Origin of the sequence: Lentzea pudingi (assembly GCF_014646255.1) — a bacterium.
Lineage (GTDB): Bacteria > Actinomycetota > Actinomycetes > Mycobacteriales > Pseudonocardiaceae > Lentzea > Lentzea pudingi.
Window position 1 is genome coordinate 299,046 of sequence record NZ_BMNC01000001.1, and the last position, 13,960, is coordinate 313,005.

Annotated in this window: 15 protein-coding genes; 8 read left to right on the plus strand and 7 right to left on the minus strand. The window is 69.9% G+C overall.

Annotated features, from left to right (window positions below; all coding sequences use genetic code 11):
- A complete protein-coding gene (locus IEY88_RS01350; protein ID WP_189152699.1) occupies positions 1–1,443 on the minus strand; it encodes a WXG100 family type VII secretion target in 1,443 nt (480 codons plus the stop codon).
- Positions 1,440–1,736: a hypothetical protein gene (locus tag IEY88_RS01355; protein WP_189152700.1), complete on the minus strand. Its 297-nt coding sequence runs from the start codon at positions 1,734–1,736 to the stop codon at positions 1,440–1,442. Before IEY88_RS01355 ends, IEY88_RS01350 begins: the two co-directional genes overlap by 4 nt.
- 90 nt (positions 1,737–1,826) lie before the next feature.
- Between IEY88_RS01355 and IEY88_RS01360 the strand changes: the two genes are divergently transcribed.
- The gene (locus tag IEY88_RS01360; protein WP_189152701.1) at positions 1,827–2,090 is read left to right on the plus strand and encodes a Smr/MutS family protein; all 264 of its coding nucleotides are present in this window, start codon (positions 1,827–1,829) and stop codon (positions 2,088–2,090) included.
- A gap of 87 nt (positions 2,091–2,177) precedes the next feature.
- Here the strand turns inward: IEY88_RS01360 and IEY88_RS01365 are convergent, their stop codons facing one another.
- From IEY88_RS01365 to IEY88_RS01380, 4 genes are all read right to left on the minus strand, one after another.
- Entirely contained in the window at positions 2,178–2,948 is a 771-nt protein-coding gene (locus IEY88_RS01365) for an MHYT domain-containing protein (RefSeq protein WP_189152702.1), read from the minus strand.
- Positions 2,949–3,060: 112 nt separating this feature from the next.
- Positions 3,061–4,074 carry a cobalamin B12-binding domain-containing protein gene (locus IEY88_RS01370; protein ID WP_229692984.1) on the minus strand — a complete coding sequence of 338 codons (1,014 nt, stop codon included), beginning with the start codon at positions 4,072–4,074 and terminating at the stop codon, positions 3,061–3,063.
- Positions 4,071–5,453: a PP2C family protein-serine/threonine phosphatase gene (locus IEY88_RS01375; RefSeq protein WP_189152703.1), complete on the minus strand. Its 1,383-nt coding sequence runs from the start codon at positions 5,451–5,453 to the stop codon at positions 4,071–4,073. Before IEY88_RS01375 ends, IEY88_RS01370 begins: the two co-directional genes overlap by 4 nt.
- A 154-nt stretch (positions 5,454–5,607) precedes the next feature.
- A complete protein-coding gene (locus IEY88_RS01380) occupies positions 5,608–6,438 on the minus strand; it encodes a PhzF family phenazine biosynthesis protein (protein ID WP_189152704.1) in 831 nt (276 codons plus the stop codon).
- Positions 6,439–6,569: 131 nt separating this feature from the next.
- Here IEY88_RS01380 and IEY88_RS01385 point away from each other — a divergent pair, with 131 nt between their 5' ends.
- Positions 6,570–7,643, plus strand: coding sequence for an extracellular catalytic domain type 2 short-chain-length polyhydroxyalkanoate depolymerase (locus IEY88_RS01385; RefSeq protein ID WP_189152705.1), 1,074 nt, complete (start codon positions 6,570–6,572; stop codon positions 7,641–7,643).
- On the plus strand, positions 7,640–7,798 hold the full coding sequence (locus IEY88_RS01390; RefSeq protein ID WP_189152706.1) for a hypothetical protein: 159 nt from the start codon (positions 7,640–7,642) through the stop codon (positions 7,796–7,798). Before IEY88_RS01385 ends, IEY88_RS01390 begins: the two co-directional genes overlap by 4 nt.
- Positions 7,799–7,845: 47 nt before the next feature.
- Here the strand turns inward: IEY88_RS01390 and IEY88_RS01395 are convergent, their stop codons facing one another.
- Positions 7,846–8,691 (minus strand): endo alpha-1,4 polygalactosaminidase, encoded by an 846-nt coding sequence (locus IEY88_RS01395; RefSeq protein ID WP_189152707.1) that lies wholly within the window; start codon positions 8,689–8,691, stop codon positions 7,846–7,848.
- Between the two features lie 173 nt (positions 8,692–8,864).
- On the opposite strand from IEY88_RS01395, the gene IEY88_RS01400 reads away from it, so the two are divergent.
- The 5 genes from IEY88_RS01400 to IEY88_RS01420 all read left to right on the plus strand — a co-directional run bounded on the left by IEY88_RS01400 (position 8,865) and on the right by IEY88_RS01420 (position 13,943).
- The gene (locus tag IEY88_RS01400) at positions 8,865–10,133 is read left to right on the plus strand and encodes an ABC transporter substrate-binding protein (protein ID WP_229692985.1); all 1,269 of its coding nucleotides are present in this window, start codon (positions 8,865–8,867) and stop codon (positions 10,131–10,133) included.
- On the plus strand, positions 10,130–11,017 hold the full coding sequence (locus tag IEY88_RS01405; RefSeq protein WP_229692986.1) for a carbohydrate ABC transporter permease: 888 nt from the start codon (positions 10,130–10,132) through the stop codon (positions 11,015–11,017). Before IEY88_RS01400 ends, IEY88_RS01405 begins: the two co-directional genes overlap by 4 nt.
- Positions 11,014–11,820 (plus strand): carbohydrate ABC transporter permease, encoded by an 807-nt coding sequence (locus IEY88_RS01410; RefSeq protein ID WP_189152708.1) that lies wholly within the window; start codon positions 11,014–11,016, stop codon positions 11,818–11,820. The genes IEY88_RS01405 and IEY88_RS01410 overlap by 4 nt, the downstream gene beginning before the upstream one ends.
- Positions 11,821–11,831: 11 nt before the next feature.
- The gene (melA, locus tag IEY88_RS01415; RefSeq protein WP_189152709.1) at positions 11,832–13,112 is read left to right on the plus strand and encodes an alpha-galactosidase; all 1,281 of its coding nucleotides are present in this window, start codon (positions 11,832–11,834) and stop codon (positions 13,110–13,112) included.
- A gap of 72 nt (positions 13,113–13,184) precedes the next feature.
- A complete protein-coding gene (locus tag IEY88_RS01420) occupies positions 13,185–13,943 on the plus strand; it encodes a DeoR/GlpR family DNA-binding transcription regulator (RefSeq protein ID WP_189152710.1) in 759 nt (252 codons plus the stop codon).
- The last annotated feature ends 17 nt before the right edge of the window (positions 13,944–13,960 follow it).

Here is a 13,960-nt window from a genome sequence, read left to right on the forward strand (position 1 = left end):
CTACTTTCCGAGCAGTGTGCGCACTGCGACGTGGTGGGCGCCATCCGCGAAGTCCTCGGCGGACTCCTCCTTGGCATCTCGGAGCATCTGAGCATCGCTCGTGGGGCCGTCCCCGAGCTTGCCGACCGATTTCTCGGTGTCCCGCACGCTCGACTCGACGCCTTCCAAGCCGTCATAGGCCTTAGCGGTGATCTTCGCGGCGTCGAGGGCGTTGGAAGGCTTGGGTGCCACTGTGACGGTCTCGTGCAGGATGGTGCGCGCATGGCCGCTTAGATGGCGGTTGTCCTCGTACGACAGGATCCGTTTGACCGGGCCTCCGAGCGACTGGAGGTCGTCGGAGGCGCCGAGGCGCATCCTGCCCGCCACCATCGTCGCCGCCGCCCCCGCGAGCTTCCACGTAGCCGCTGCCACCGCGTCACCACCGCGAACCCCGGTCCGCTGCTGCTCGGCTCGGCCGCCGAGTACCGCGGCCTTGGTCAAGACGGCAGCCACGCCCATGGCGTTGCCCACGGCGACGCCGGTTTTGAACCCACCGGCGATACCGGCCGCGATGCCGGCAGGACCACCGGCGATGCCCAGAAGCCCGCCGCCGACAGCGCAGATGATCGGCATCAGCGGTGCGACGTCGAGCAGCACGTCGCTGAACTTGTCCAGCACGTTGAGGAAGTGGTCGAACTCGGGGGAGCGCACCACCCCGTTCCACCACTCACCGACGTGGTCGCCGATGTTCTTGTTCTGGATCCCCGCGTCACTCGCGTCGTCGATCTCGGCCGCGGCGCGCCGCCCCGCGTGCTCCCGCACCTCCCGCGCCGACTCCGCGAGCCGCCGGGCGGCCTGCTGCCGTGCCTCGGCGCCCGCGATCTGCCCGGCCGCGACACCCGAGCGGCCACGCGCGGCGGCCTCGGAGGCAGTGGCCCGCACCCGTTGTGCCTCGCTCTGCTCGGCCCGTGCCTGCTCCCGCGCCGCGCCGGCGACGTCCCCGGTGGCGGCGGCGAGCGTCTGGGCCGTCCGTGCGGCCGTCAAGGCGACCAGTGCGGCGTGGGCGGTCCGGCGGTGCTGCGCGCTCTCCTGATCTGCGGCTGCCTTGCGCGCCAACGCTCCCGTGCGTTCGGTGCCGGCTTCGCGGGCGTTCGTCTCGGCTTGGGCGGCGGTCCGTTGTGCGCTCTCCAGCTCGTCGGCGTAGCGCACCAGCGCGGACTCGGCGAGGGCGAAGGAGGTGCTGAGCTTGCGCAGGTCCGGCACCAGGTCGGCGACGCTCCTGCCGAATGCCTCGGCGGCGGCGCCGGTCCACTGCGCGCGGGAGAGGCCGCGGTTGATCGCGTCCAGCCGCTCGGACGCTTCGGTGACACCCAGGCTCACCGCGCCCAAGCGGTGGGCGACCTGCTGGACACCGGCCGGATCACCCGGCACCGGGTCGTCGTGCCCCAACGCGTCCCAGCTCACTGCGCGCCCCCGACCGACTGCCGGACCTCGTTCTCGACGAGCTCGTAGGTGGTGGCGGTGTCCCGCAGCGCGTCGAGGCACCGGTCAAGGTTCTCGATGACGCGCGCGCGTACGTCACGCCAGTTCGACGAGAACTCGTCCACCGCCGCGCTCACGCGGTGGTCACCGCTGACGTCGGCGGGAAGGTCGTGGTGGCCTCCGGTGCGCGCCTCGAGATCGTCCCTGAGCGAGGCGATCGTGGAGACGAGCTCCGAGATCGCGGCCGGGTCGAAGGTGAAGCCGGTGCCTGTCAAGCATGCCTCCCGAGTTGACTTCGCAGGAGTCAGATCGGAGGCTTTCGCGCGGGCGTTACCGTGCACGGAACTCATGCCAGGTCAGGCAGAATGAGTGGTGTGCCGGACAAGCTGACCGTCGACCTGCACCCGATCTTCCGCAGCGACCAGGACATCGCGCAGGCGATCCGTGCCGCGCTGTTCCGCGCGGCCGGGCAGCAGGTGCCACTGGTCGAGATCATCACGGGCAAGGGGTCGGGCAAGCTCAGGAGCCGCGTGCTGGCGATGCTGAAGCAGCCGCACGTGAAGAAGCTCTACCGGCGCGTCGAGACGGCTCCCGGCAACGACGGGATGGTGCTCGTGCACCTGAGGTAGGACGCTGGGGGTAGGGCGCTGGGGGTAGGGCGCTGGGGGTAGGGCGCTGGGGGTAGGGCGCTGGGGGTAGGGCGCTGGGGGTAGGGCTCAGCCCTGGCTGGTGCGCCGCATCACGCGGTCGAGGAGCTCGGCTTCCTCGCGGCTCTCCTCGTCCGAGGACGTGAGGGCGAGCAGGAAGATGATGACGACGCTGACGCCGGCCCCGCCGATGATCAGCGACGTGATCAGCTCCTGGGAGTTGCCGACGACGATCGACGCGCTGTGGTCGTGCGCCATGCTCATGGCGTACATGCCGGTGTAGTGCATGCCCGTGACGGCGACGCCCATCACCAGTGCGGCGCCGATGACGGCCGCGAAACCGCTCACCTTGCGGGTGAACCAGAGGGCGACGGTGGAGGCGACCACGGCGATCACGACGGAGAGCGCCACGATGCCGGGGTTGTAGGAGACGTCCGCGTTGATCACGATCGCGGCCATGCCGGTGTAGTGCATCGCGGCGACGCCGAGGCCGGTGACGAGGCCACCCGCGGCCAGCGGCCAGAAGCGCGTGTCGCCGTTGATGCCGTAGCGGCGCACCAGGAAGAGTCCGGCGGCGACCACCACGATGGCGACGAGCATGCTCAGCAACGTGATGGGGATGTCGTAGGAGACGTTCGCGCCCATCCACGTGCCGAGCATCGCGGTGAAGTGCATGCCCCAGATGCCGAGTCCGCCGATGGACACCGCGGCCACGGCGATCCACCAGTTGCGCGTCGTCCTGTTGGCGTGCCGGGCACGTTCGGCGGAGAGAAGGCCCAAGACGGAACCCAGGCATGCCACCGCGTATGCCGCGAGCGGCGTCAACGTCCCCATCTCCATGGCGGAGATGAAAACATTTCGAATCTATTGAGCACAAGGCTGTCGCGGACAAAGAAACGTGACAACACGAAGCGCTATCGGACGGGCACGCCACGCGTCCGTCCACACAGGACTACTGTGCGTCTGCGCAGGACCGCAGCTTGAGCATCCGTTGTGCCCGTGGGAAATCACGCAGCTGCGCGGCGAGCAGGTCCAGCGTCGGTTCCATGACCCGGCTCGGCACACCGCGGGCGTCGAGCACTTGACCGGTCCACGACAGGAACGTGTGGAACAGCGCGTCGTCGTTCATGTACAGGGCCGTGGCGAGGAACTCTACGATGTGGGCGAGGTCTTCGGCGGTGTGCTGACGCTGTTCGTCGCTATAGGACTTCATGGCGGGCAGGCACTCTTCGAGCTCGCGGTACACCGAGCGCACCAGGTCGCGTGCGCTGCGTGACACCAGCGTGTACTCCTGGTCGGCGAGGTGCGGCAGGTCGTCGATCGGCTGGTGCGGCGCGGAGGGTCGCGACAACGTCTGAGACATGAGCATGTCCGCGGCCGACCGGGCGTCGGCGGCCCACGCGTTCGCGCCGAACCGCTTCGCGTGCCCGCCGTCCGTGCCGAACGCCGCCCCGCCCACCATCACCGGCACGCCCGTCGCCTGGCAGGCCGTCATCGTGGCGTGCGCGGCGGGCAGCCTCGTCGCGATCGAACTGGACAGCGCGACCACGTCCGGCCCGGTGCGGTGCAGGTACGTGATCAGGTGTGGCGCCGGCACCTGCGCGCCGAGGTAGTCGACGGCGAAACCGCGTGCCGACAGCACTTCCGCGAGCAGGCGGGCGGGCAGCGCGTGCCACTCGCCGTCCACGCACGCCACCGTCACGCGGCCGTGCACGGGTTGCCGCCGGGGCCTCGTGATCGACAACGCGGTGACCGCGCGATCGTTGATCGCGGTGATCGCGTGCTCCTGGGCCACGCTGATCCGGTTCGCCGCCCACTCCCGGCCGACCCGCTGCTGCACGGCGCCGATCACGTCGAGCAGCACGACCTCGTGGCCGTGGTCCTCGGCGGCGGCGAGCACCACGTCGGTCGCGCGGTGCTCGTCGCGGTCGAGCACCGCCTCCCACAGGTCGTCGACGGCCTTCACGAGGTCCTCCTGCGCGGCGCGGTGATCGCGAGAACCGCCATGTCGTCGTGTGCTCCTCCGCCGATCCAGTGCGAGGCGAGCATGTGCACGTGTTCGACGAGCGCCTCGGCCGGCATGCCGCCGCAGCCCGTCAACGCGCGGCGCAGCCGGTCCTCGCCGAACTCCTCGTCGCCGAGCGGGCCGCCGCAGGCCTCGGTGATGCCGTCGGTGTAGAGCAGGCACGAGTCGCCCGGCGCCAGCACGACCTCGTCCGTCGCCGTTACGATCCGCGGCAGGATGCCGACGAGCGTGCCCTTGGTGGCGGCCACCTCGACGGCGCCGCTGGCCCGCACGATCAGCGGTGGCAGGTGCCCGCCCGAGGTCAGCGTGACGTGCAGGCCCTCGTCCACCGGGCGGACGGTGCCGACGACGGTGGTGATGAAACGCGACTCGTCCGTCGTGAGCAGCGCCTGGTTGAGGGCGTGCAGCATCTTGTCGTGGTCGGTCACGACCTGCAGGAGCGCGTGCACGGCCGTGCGGACCTTGCCGGTCTGCGCCGCCGCGTCGAGACCCTTGCCGCAGACGTCGCCGAGCACGACGAACAGCTGGTCGTCCGGCAGTTCGTGGACGTCGTAGAAGTCGCCGCCGACATGTTCGGTGTCGCCAGACGCGCGGTAGCGACCGGCCAGTTCGACGTGCTCGTAGCGGCGCAGCGCGGGCGGCAGCAGGTCGCGGGTCAGCCGTTCGGTGATCACGGCCTGCTGGGTGAACAGGCTCGCCGCCGAGATCGCCACGCCCGCACGGGAGGCGAACAGCCGCGCGAACGCCTCCTCGCCCTCGCTGAACCGCTCACCCCGCCTCATCAGGATCAACGCCCCGGCGGGCACGCCGTGACCGGGCAGGGGCGTCACCACGATCGACGACACGTCCCGGGCCAGCCACTCCGGCGCCACGGCCGGGTCGATCCACTGCGACGGCACGGGCGGGAAGCCGCGCAGCACCTCGCTGAGCCCCGCCACCGCCTCGACGTCGACGTGCCGCAGCTCGTACGTGGGCGGCTCACCCCGGCGGCAGCGCGTGACGGGGTGCCCGTCGACCGACGGCGGCGCGATCACCAGCACCTCGTCCGCGAGGTGGGCGGCGGCCAGCTCGGCCACGACGGTCATGCACCGCTCGGGGTTGAGGGACATCATCAGGGCGCCGGACATCCGCGTCAGCAGCGCGGCCCGCTCGCGTTCCAGCAGCAGGTCCGTCTCGTCCAGCAGCCACCAGGTGGCGGAGCCGTCCTCGTTGTCGGCCCGGTGCACGGCATAGCTGCGTTCCGCGACGCTCACGGTCTCGCCGTGCCGCCAGTGCGGGGCGATCCGCTGGGGGAACAGGGACTTTGCGGCGTCGTTCATGCTGTGCACCGCACCGGAAGCGTCGATGACGAGCGCGGGGCACGGTGAACGCAACCAGCTGGAAACCGCGACCACGGTCGAATTGTGTCATCCGAAGCGGATCAAGAACAACGTTTGAAGGCCCGCAGAGCGGGTAGCGGTCCTCAAAGGACGATCACAGGGTCACCCTTCCGGTGATGCCGAGCACGGAGTTCCCGCCGACCCAGATCTCGCCGCCGTCCTGGACGAGGTGGACCCGGCCCTTGCGGCCGAGCGCGGTGCCCTGCGCCGCGACGTACCTCGGCTGGGCGATCCCCGCCGGGATGAGCCACTGGGCGATCGAGGCGTTGAGGCTGCCCGTCACCGGGTCCTCCTCGAACCGGCCGCCCTCGTTCACGAACGCCCGCACCTCGAACGCGGCCTCGCCCCCGTCGGGATGCGGCCCGACCAGGCCGATGCCGGTGAACTCGCCGAACCGCTGGTAGTCGGGCCGCACCGCGAGCACGGCCTCGGCGGAGTGCAGCAGCACCGCCACCCAGCCCGGTCCGTTGTCGGCCCACTGCGCGCCGGCGATCTCCTCCGGCGCGATCGCCAGGGCCGCGGCCAGGGCGGTGTGGTCCTCCACCGGACCGCCGCGCAGCAGTGGCGGGGCGGCGAACGCGAGCCGCGACTCGTCGCGACGCACCTCCACGAGGCCGGCGCCGCACTCCTGCACCAGCCGGTCGGGGTCGCGCGGGGTGTGCCCGGCGGCCAGCCACGCGTGCGCCGAGCCGAGCGTCGGATGGCCCGCGAACGGCAGCTCGCGGCTCACCGTGAAGATCCTCACCCGGTAGTCGGCGGCAGGGTCCTCAGGCGGCAGGAGGAATGTCGTCTCGGCGAGGTTCGTCCAGTTCGCGAACGCCGCCATCTCCTCCGTGGACAGGCCCTCCGCGTCGTGCACGACAGCGAGCGCGTTGCCCTTCATGAACTCGTCGGTGAACACGTCGACCTGACTGAACGTCCGCATACCGCCACGCTAGTCAATGGTGCGTGCCGACGTCTGACTCCGCTTCGGGGTGGGGGCCGCACACGTGGTGTGGTCCGGTTATCCGCTCTTAACCTCAAAAGCCTGTCCTGCCTGCAATGACGGAGGCGCACATGCGATTGAGGAACGTGCTCGTGGCACTCGCGGCGGCCACCGGCCTGGCCGCTGCTTCCCTGTCGATCTCGCTCGCTGCGGTCCCGCCACCGCAGTCCGGCGCCCTCACCAAGTACGACGTCACCGGCACCTACGTCAGCGGGTTGTCGTCCGGCGGCTTCATGGCGAACCAGCTGCACGTCGCGTACTCCGGGCTGTTCCAGGGCGCGGGCATCTTCTCCGCCGGCGCCTACGACTGCGCGCAGAACAACCTCAACACCGCGCTCCTCGCGTGCATGGACACCCTCCAAGCCCGCAAGACGCCCGCCCAGCTGGAACAACTGACCCGCGACCGGGCGGCGGCGGGCACCCTCGACGCGCCGGCGAACCTGTCCGGCGACCCCGTCTGGCTCTTCCACGGCACCGCGGACGACACCGTCGCCCGCGTCGTGAACGACGACCTCGCCACCTACTACCGCGACTTCGGCGCGCGCGTCACCTACAACAACACCAGCGCGGCCGGGCACGCGTGGGTCAGCCCGATCGGCCCGAACGCCTGCGGTGCCACGGCTTCGCCGTATGTCAACAAGTGCGGCACCTCCGACCCGGTCAAGGAGATGCTCGGGCACCTCTTCGGTTCGGTGAACCCGGCCACCTCGACGCTGTCCGGCAAGCTCGTCCAGTTCGACCAGGGCCAGTACGCACCCGGCGGCAACGCGGCGTCGATCAGCATGGGACGCGAGGGGTTCGCCTACGTGCCGCGGTCGTGCGAGACCGGGCCCTGCAAGCTGATGGTGACGCTGCACGGGTGCTACCAGTACTTCGGACTGGTCGGCAACGCGTTGATGGACAAGGCCTATCTCAACGAGTACGCCGACACCAACAACATGATCGTGCTCTACCCGCAGGCCACCACGATGACCGGCAACCCCCGCGGCTGCTGGGACTGGTGGGGATACCAGTCGCCGCAGTACGCGCTCAAGTCCGGACCGCAGATGGCGGCAGTGGTGAACATGGTCAAGGCGTTGAGCACCGGCGGACCGTCGCCCACGACGACGACCATCACCACGACCCCGCCGACTCGGAATGCGTGACCGCGAGCAACTACGCCCACACCGTCGCCGGCCGCGCCCACGTGACACTGGGCCAGACCTACGCGCTGGGCTCGAACCAGCCCCTCGGGCTGTGGAACACCTTCACCACCAGCGTGATCCGGCAGACCGCCCCGAACCACTGGGTGAGGTGCTGATCCACGAACGAACGGGGTGGCGGCACACGCCGCCACCCCGGACCGCGTCAGCAGTGGTCGAACGCGTAACCGGACTGACCGGGCCCGACGAGGTAGCGGTCGCGCAACGTCGTGGTGGCCGGGGTGTCCGGGTCGTCGCACACGTCCTCGAACGTGCCGCGCAGGTCATCGGTGTACTCGATGTCCATCGTGCGCGAGCCGTACACGTCCGAATAGGACGAACACTCCTCCCAGCGGTGGCACTCCTCGGAGACCGCGAAGTCGAAACCGACCTCGGAGCGTCCGCGTGCGGCCTGCTCGGCGGAGTTCTTCTGGCCGATCGCGAGGCCCTTGGCGTGCGTGCGGTCGGCGAGCAGCTTCGCGTAGGCGAGGTTGTTGTTCACGCTCAGCTTGCCCTTGGAACGCAGGTAGGAGTCGAGGTTGTCCACCTCGACGGCCTTGAAGCCCTTGGCCGCGCACTGGTCGAGGGTCCGGCCGATGATCGAGGCGAGCTCGGTGCGCTTCGCCGCCGTCGACGTGTCGAGCAGGAACTCGTCCGGCCAGTTCGGGTCGATGATCGGCCTGCCGGACGAGTCCTTGAGCACCAGGTGCCCGCGCTGGTTCAGCCACACGTCGCGGTCGGCGGGCTGGGACTGGAACCCGTTGACGTAGCAGATGTTGTAGAGGCCGGCGGCGGGTGAGGCGGTGGCGTCGCGCGTCACCATCGTCACGCCGCGGGGAGGCGTGTACGCGGCACCGAGCTGGTAGTCGAGGACCGCGCCGGCCGGAGGGAGTTCGACCGCCGCGGCCGAGGTGTCCGCCTGGCTCGACGACGTCATCGGCCCGGCGACGCAGGCCGCGAGGGCGAGTGCGGTGAGGGCGGTCCCGGCCAGGGCGCGTGCAGGGGAGGTCATAGGCGCCTTACTCCTTGATCGCTCATGAATGGTGATTGAGTGTGAGCGACTCTAGCGAGATCAGGCCTGTGCGGCTAGAAAGCAATCTCAATCGGTCACGGTGCTTGCGTGTTTGAGCGATTCACGCTTAGTGTCCCCGACCACACAGCCGCACCCACCCCTGAGGAGTCGACGTGGCACACGGCAGAGGGCTGAGCCGCCGGACGGTGCTGACCATGGGCGCCGCGCTCGTCATGACGGCGGCGTGCGGCACGGGCTCCGGCGGTGACGGCAAGGTGAAGGTGTGGCACGGCTACACCGACAAGGAGGCCGCGGCGTTCGACAAGCTCGCGGCGCGCTGGAACACCACGCACCCCGACCAGCAGGTCGAGCTGGTGTTCAACGGCGGCAACGACAACGCGCTGCAGAAGACGCTGGCGTCGTTCGCCTCGGGCAACCCGCCGGAGGTCGCCTACCAGTACGGCTCCTCGATCACCGGGCTCACCGGCCGCCCGCAGACGCAGGACCTCACCGACCTGCTGCGCGGCGACGCGGCGTTCGGCTGGGACGACCTCTTCCCGGCGGGCCGCGAGGCCGCGACCGTCGACGGCAAGATCTACGGCGTTCCCGCCCTCGTCGACAACCTCTCGCTCGTCTACAACAAGAAGCTCTTCGACGAGGCCGAGATCGCACACCCCACCGAGTCCTGGACGTGGGACGACTTCCGCTCGGCCGCGCGGAAGCTCAGCGGTGACGGCAGGTTCGGCTGGGCGTACGTCAACGACGGCACCGAGGACACGGTGTGGCGGTTCCTCGCCCTGCTCTGGCAGGCGGGCGGCGACCTGCTGGCCGCGGACGGCAAGAAGGCCGCGTTCGACTCGGACGCCGGGCTGCAGGCCATGCGGCTGTTGCGGGACATGGCCGTCACGGACAAGTCCGTGTACCTGGACGCGGGGGACCAGCAGTACCTCAACCTCTTCAACTCCGGCCGCGTCGCGATGCTGTGGACCGGGCCGTGGGACCTCGGTTCGATCAACGAGGACGTGTCGTACGGTGTGCAGATCCTGCCGGGCAGGGTCACCCACGCGACGATCGCCGGGCCGGACACGTTCGTCGTGTTCGGTGACAACGGCCGCACGAAGGCGCTGCCGTTCCTGAAGTGGCTGCTCTCCGCGGAGATCCACCTCGAGTTCGCGATGGAGACCGGTCACCTGCCGATCCGCCAGTCCGAGGTGGACCTCTCCGGCTACGCCGAGTTCGAGGCCAAGTACCCCGGTACCAAGGTGTTCGTCGACAACCTCGCGAAGAACGTCACGAAGTCCCGGCCCAACATCCCGCAGTACCCCAAGATCTCGCAGGTGCTGGGCACCGCCGTGCAGTCCGTCCTGCTCGGTCAGGCCGAACCGGAGGCCGCGCTGGCGCAGTCCCGCGGCGAGGTCGACCAGGCGCTGGCGGGATCGTGACGCTCGACCGCCGCAAGCTCGCCGACCACGCCGCCGGGTGGGGGTTCGCCGCCCCCGCCGTGGTGCTGATCGGGGTGTTCGGACTCGTCCCCGTCGTGTGGTCGTTCGCGCTCTCCTTCCAGCACACCGACCTCACCTCGCCCGGCACGTTCGCGGGCGGCGAGAACTACGCCAAGCTCGTCGCCGACCCGCTGTTCTGGGACGCCGCCCGCCGCACGCTCGTCTACGTGGCACTGTTCGTGCCGGTCACGCTCGCGCTCGCCCTGCCGATAGCGGTGATGCTCAACCAGCGGATCCGCGGCGTCGTGCTGTACCGGCTCGCCGTGTCCGTGCCCCTGGTGACGTCCACGGTCGCGACCGGCATCATGTTCAGCTGGCTGGCGAACCCGCAGTTCGGGCTGGTCAACGCCGCGCTCGACGCGGTCGGGCTGCCCAAGCAGGGCTTCTTCTCCGATCCCGGTCAGGCGTTGTTCGCCGTGGTCGCGATGACGGTGTGGGGCTGGCTCGGGTTCGCGGTCATCATCTACCTGGCCGCGTTGCAGAACGTGCCGAGGGACCTGCTCGAAGCGTCCTCTTTGGACGGATGCGGCCGTGCGCGCTCGTTCTGGCACGTCGAGCTGCCGCTGGTGTCGCCCGCCACCGGGTTCCTGCTGGTGTGGCTCACGATCAACGGCCTGCAGCTCTTCGACGCGGTGTACGTGACGACCAAGGGCGGGCCGCTCCGCGCGACCACCGTGCTCGTCTACCACCTCTACAACGAGGCCTTCGTGAGCTTCGACGGCGGCTACGCGGCGGCCATCGGCTGTGCGGTCTTCGTGCTGATCGCCGCGTTCACCCTCCTGCAGTTGCGGTTCAACCGCCGGTCCCACTACGAGGTTCGATGAGAAGGCCCAGCGCACTGCACCTGGTCCTGCTGCCGCTCTCGGTCGTGATGGTCACGCCCCTGGTCTGGATGCTGCTGGTGTCGGTGTCCACCCAGGCGGAGTCGCGCAGGTTCCCCCCGGGGCTCCCCAGCGGGATCGAGTGGGAGAACTACCTGGCGGCGATGCGGGACGCGCCACTGGGGTCGTGGCTGGTCAACAGCTTCGTGGTGTCCGTCGTCTGCGTGGCCGGCAACCTGGTGCTCTGCTCGCTCGCGGGGTACGCCTTCGCCCGCATCCGGTTCCTCGGCGGCAGGGTCGCGTTCTTCCTGATGCTCGCGACGCTGATGGTGCCGTTCCAGATCGTCATGCTGCCGTTGCTGATCATGATGCGGTCGCTGGGGCTGGTCGACACGCTCGGCGCGTTGATCGCGCCCAACCTGGCCACCGCGTTCGGCGTGTTCCTGATGCGGCAGTTCTTCACCACGCTGCCCCGCGAGCTGGAGGAGGCCGCGCGGATCGACGGCGCGAGCAGGCTGCGGACGTTGCTGCAGGTGCTGCTGCCGTTGATGCGCCCGACTCTCGCGACCCTCGCGGTGCTCACGTTCCTGCAGACCTGGAACGACTTCCTGTGGCCGTTGATCGTCGTGCAGAGTCCGGACGCGATGACCGTCCAACTGGGACTGCAGAGCTTCCAGGGAGCGCACACCACGAACTGGCCGAAGCTCATGGCCGGCACGGTGCTCAGCCAGCTGCCCGTCCTGCTCGTCTTCTTCTTCGCCCAGCGGTTCTTCGTGCGGTCGGTGGCCGCGGCGGGCATCAAGTGAAAGGCTCTCCCATGTTCACCATCGCCTTCGTGGGCGCGGGTTCCGTCGAGTTCACCCGCCAGCTCCTGCGGGACGTGCTGTCGTTCCGGGAGCTCGCTGACGTCACCATCTCGTTGCACGACATCGACTCCGAACGGCTGGAGGTCGCCGCCGCTCTCGCCCGCCTGGCCGGGGGAAAGCGCATCCGCACCTCGCTGGCGCGCCGGGAAGCCCTGGAGGGTGCCGACGTCGTCGTCAACATGGTCGCGATCGGCGGGCACAGGGCGACGCTGACGGACTTCGACGTGCCGGAGTCGTTCGGCCTGCGGCAGACCATCGGCGACACCCTGGGGATCGGCGGGATCTTCCGCGGCCTGCGCACCTTCCCGTTCCTGGACGGGCTCGCGGCGGACATGCTCGCCGTGTGCCCGCAGGCGTGGTTGCTCAACTACACCAACCCGATGGCGATGAACATCCAGTACCTCGCGACCGTCGCGCCGCGGCTCAAGGTGGCGGGGCTGTGCCATTCCGTGCACTGGACGATCCACGACCTGAGCGCGCTGGTCGGGGTGCCGCACGACGAGGTGGACTTCCTGTCCGCCGGCGTGAACCACCAGGCGTGGATCCTGCGCTGGCAGCACGAGGGCCGCGACCTGTACCCGGCCCTGGACGCGGCGATCGCGGCCGATCCCGGGCTGGCCCGGCGGGTGCGCGTCGACCTGTACCGCCGCTTCGGCTTCTACCCGACGGAGACGAGCGAGCACTCGTCCGAGTACGTGCCCTGGTACCTGCGGCACCGGTCCGAAGTGGAGCGTCTGCGCCTCCCGGTCCGCGAGTACGCGACGATCAGCGCGGACAACGTCGCCACGTACGAGAAGACCCGCGACGCGCTGGCCGCCGGAGACCCACCGCCGCCGCTGACCGAGGACGCCGTCGAGTACGCGCCGCAGGTGATCCACAGCCTCGTCACCGGGCAGCGGCGCACGATCCAGGTGAACGTCGCGAACCACGGCCTGATCTCCAACCTGCCCGAGGGCGCCGCCGTGGAGGTGTCCGCGACGCTGGACCGGCTCGGCGTGCACCCGCACCGCGTCGGCGCCCTGCCCCGTCAGCTCGCGGCCCTGAACCGGGGCTTCCTCAACGTCGTCGACCTGACCGTGGCGGCGGCCGTGGAGGGCAACCCCGATCACGTCCGGCACGCGGCCCTGTGCGATCCGGCGACGGCCGCCGCGCTCACCGTGACCGAGATCGACGAGCTGGTGGCCGCGATGACGGCGGCCCACGGCGACCTACTGCCTGCCGCACTGCGATAACGAGCAGGTGAAGTGCGCGATTGCCGGTGATTCGCGCTAAAGCGAGCATGATTGCTGCGTTATAGTGATCGGATGCGTCAAGAGCAGCGCCTTGCTGCCATTCTGGGGAAGCTCGCGGACGCGGGCTCGGTCACGGTGACCGGGCTCGCGGAGGACCTGGGCACGTCGGTCGCGTCGATCCGCCGGGACCTCCAGTCGCTCGAGGAGCAGAAGCTGCTCAAGCGCACCCACGGCGGCGCGGTGGCGGCGGAGGTCATCTACGAGCTGCCGCTGCGGTACCGGGTGGGCCGGCGCGAGGAGAAGCGCCAGATCGCCGAGGCCGCCGCGAGGCTGGTCGGCGAGTCCGTGCACTCGGTGGGGCTCAACGGCGGCACGACGACCACGGAGCTCGCCCGCCTGCTCGCCGGCACCAGGCAGCTCAAGGTCGTGACGAACGCCCTCAACATCGCCTCGGACCTGTGCCCCCGCCCCACGATCGACCTGGTCGTCACCGGCGGCGGCGTGCGGCCGGAGAGCTACGAGCTGGTCGGCCCGATCGCCGACCGGGCGCTCGCCGGCATCAGCCTCGACCTGGTCTTCCTCGGCGTCGACGGCATCGACTCGCGCGGCGGCATCACGACGCACGACGAGGTCGAGGCCCACACCGACCACTGCCTGCTGCGCACCGCGGACCGCGTCGTCGTCCTCGCGGACGGGTCCAAGGTGGGCAAGCGCGCGTTCTCGCGGATCGCCGGGATCGCGGACGTCCACGTCGTCATCACCGACTCCTCCGCGCCCGCCGAGGAGCTGGAACGGCTGCGCGCCGCGGGCGTCGAGGTGGTTGTCGCCTAACCCTTTTCGCCCGGTTT